We start from the raw sequence: 2,539 nt of genomic DNA on the forward strand, positions 1-2,539 counted from the left end.
GGAGCAGGACGAGCCAGTGGGCGCGGGGGTCGCGCCGGAGCGCGTGCCGCTTGTTCCGGGCGGCGGAGGGCGGGGCGGTGTCGGTACGGGGGCGCGGGACGCGGGGCTCCGGACCGGGCGGGGCGGGCGGGGCCGGCGGGGGTACGTGCGCGTCGGCCCCGTCGTCGTACGCGTACGACTCGGACCGGGGCTGCGAGTACGGGTCCGGACCGGGGTACGGCTGCTGCTGATACGGACCCTGGTACGCGTCGTACGACGGCGGCTGCTGCCCGTATTGGTCCTGGCCCGGGTACGTCTGCGGCGGCTGCTGCCCGTACGGGTCCTGGCCCGGGTACGACTGCGGCTGCGGCTGCCCGTACGGGTCCTGCGGATGCGTCACTTCGGTCTCTTCGTCGCGCCGCGGCCCCTGCCGGGCATGTCCGCGGGGGCGTCGCCGGCACCGGCGTCGGCGCCGGACGTCGCAGTCGGCTGCTGCGCGGGCGCTGTCGTCCGGTCCTTCACCGTGGAGGCGGAGGGGCTCGGCGCGGTGGTGGTGCGCAAGGCGCTCGGCCGCGGGCGGGGCGAGGCGGACTCGTCGTCCTCGGCCGTCGGCGACGGATCGGCGCCGATGAGCGCGGGGGCGGGCCGCTCCTGGTCCACCCAGGGCAACGGGCGGCCCGTGGGGCCGGAGCCGAAGAATCCTGCGACGACGACGGTGAGGAACCCGACGCAACCGGCGCCGACGCCTATCGCCGCCCACCTCATGACGCGGCCGCGTCGCCCGGAGGCGTCGACGAAGACGCTGTTGTCCTGGTGGCTCATAGGCGCGGATTCTAGGGAGGACGCGTGAACGAAGCGAACGAGCACACATTCCGGGCGAACCGAAAGCCGCCGCGCGGGTGCCCGGTCCGATGCCCGATCCACCCGACGTGTCCCAAAACACGAAGCGTCCCGCCCGCCCCCGCCGTAAGCTCTCGGCATGCAGGTGATCCAGTCCACGAAGCTCGCCAACGTCTGTTACGAAATCCGGGGCCCGGTGCTCGAGGAGGCGATGCGGCTGGAGGCTGCCGGTCATCGGATCCTCAAGCTCAACACCGGCAACCCGGCCGCGTTCGGCTTCGAGTGCCCGCCGGCGATCCTCGAGGACGTCCTGCGCAACCTGGCCGACGCACACGGCTACGGCGACGCGAAGGGCCTGCTGTCCGCCCGCCGCGCGGTCATGAGCCACTACGAGACGAAGGGCATTCCGCTCTCCGTCGAGGACATCTACCTCGGCAACGGCGTCTCCGAGCTGATCCAGATGGCGATGCAGGCGTTGCTCGACGACGGCGACGAGGTACTCGTACCGGCCCCGGACTACCCGCTGTGGACGGCCTCGGTCTCGCTGGCCGGCGGCACGGCCGTGCACTACCGCTGCGACGAGCAGGCGGACTGGATGCCGGACCTCGCGGACATCGAGCGGAAGATCACCGACCGCACCAAGGCGATCGTGATCATCAACCCGAACAACCCGACGGGCGCGGTCTACGACGACGAGATGCTGCGTGGGCTGACCGAGATCGCCCGCCGCCACCAGCTGGTCGTCTGCTCGGACGAGATCTACGACAAGATCCTCTACGACGGCGCGACGCACACCCCGACCGCCGCGATCGCCCCGGATCTCCTCGTCCTCACGTTCAACGGGATGAGCAAGAACTACCGGGTGGCCGGTTTCCGCTCCGGCTGGCTCGCGGTCTGCGGCCCGAAGGCGCACGCCGCCTCGTACATCGAGGGCCTGACGATCCTGGCGAACATGCGCCTGTGCGCGAACATGCCGGCCCAGCACGCGGTGGCGGCGGCGCTCCAGGGACGGCAGTCGATCGAGGACCTGGTACTGCCGGGCGGCCGACTGCTCGAACAGCGGAACACGGCGTACGAGCTACTCACCCAGATCCCCGGCGTGACCTGCGTGAAGCCGAAGGGCGCCCTCTACCTCTTCCCCCGTCTGGACCCGAGCGTCTACAAGATCAAGGACGACCGCCAGATGGTCCTCGACCTGCTCCGGGCCGAGAAGATCATGGTGGTGCACGGCACGGGCTTCAACTGGCACGAACCGGACCACTTCCGGATCGTCACGCTGCCGAACGCCACCGACCTGGCGGACGCGGTGACGCGCATCGGCACCTTCCTCGACGGCTACAGCCAGCCGTAGCCGGACACCGCAGACCGCACACTCTCAGCCACACCCTGCACACCCTCCGGACGCCACTCAACTTTAGAACGAATCCAAGGTAGGATGCCTCCAGAGCTACCGCCGCAGGAGGCCATCCCCATGTACGAACCGATCCGCGCCAAGTCGGTCCACCGGATGGCCGACGACGACCGCGACGCGTTCCCGCACCGCTCCCGCGAGGAGGAGCTGGACATCCAGCTCGCCGGACATCTCGCCGCGCTTCTCGCCGTCACCGACGAGCTCGGCGACGAGCCGGCCGGCGAGCGCATCGCCCAGCAGGTCGCCCGGCTGCGCGGCGCGCCGCCCGCGCGGCACGCCGGACTGTCCGGCTCGGACGGCGCCGCGCTC

Annotated in this window: 3 protein-coding genes and 1 pseudogene; 2 read left to right on the forward strand and 2 right to left on the reverse strand. The window is 71.1% G+C overall.

Annotated elements, in window-relative coordinates:
- Both VIU94_RS31435 and VIU94_RS31440 read right to left on the reverse strand, forming a co-directional pair.
- Positions 1-379, reverse strand: a pseudogene (locus VIU94_RS31435) (hypothetical protein); the annotation flags it as partial.
- A complete protein-coding gene (locus tag VIU94_RS31440) occupies positions 376-801 on the reverse strand; it encodes a hypothetical protein (RefSeq protein WP_331916598.1) in 426 nt (141 codons plus the stop codon). The gene VIU94_RS31440 and the pseudogene VIU94_RS31435, both read right to left, overlap by 4 nt.
- Positions 802-958: 157 nt before the next feature.
- Here VIU94_RS31440 and VIU94_RS31445 point away from each other — a divergent pair, with 157 nt between their 5' ends.
- Complete coding sequence (locus VIU94_RS31445; RefSeq protein ID WP_331916600.1) at positions 959-2,170, forward strand: pyridoxal phosphate-dependent aminotransferase; 1,212 nt, start codon at positions 959-961, stop codon at positions 2,168-2,170.
- 120 nt (positions 2,171-2,290) lie between these two features.
- A partial coding sequence (locus VIU94_RS31450; protein ID WP_524540653.1) for an SCO4983 family protein occupies positions 2,291-2,539 on the forward strand: 249 nt, incomplete at its 3' end.

The sequence above is a fragment of the Streptomyces sp. genome (assembly GCF_036566765.1).
Lineage (GTDB): Bacteria > Actinomycetota > Actinomycetes > Streptomycetales > Streptomycetaceae > Streptomyces.

Coding starts and splice junctions, on each gene's coding strand:
- VIU94_RS31445 (WP_331916600.1), top strand. CDS start 959: ATGCAGGTGATCCAGTCCACGAAGCTCGCCAACGTCTGTTACGAAATC.
- VIU94_RS31440 (WP_331916598.1), bottom strand. CDS start 801: ATGAGCCACCAGGACAACAGCGTCTTCGTCGACGCCTCCGGGCGACGC.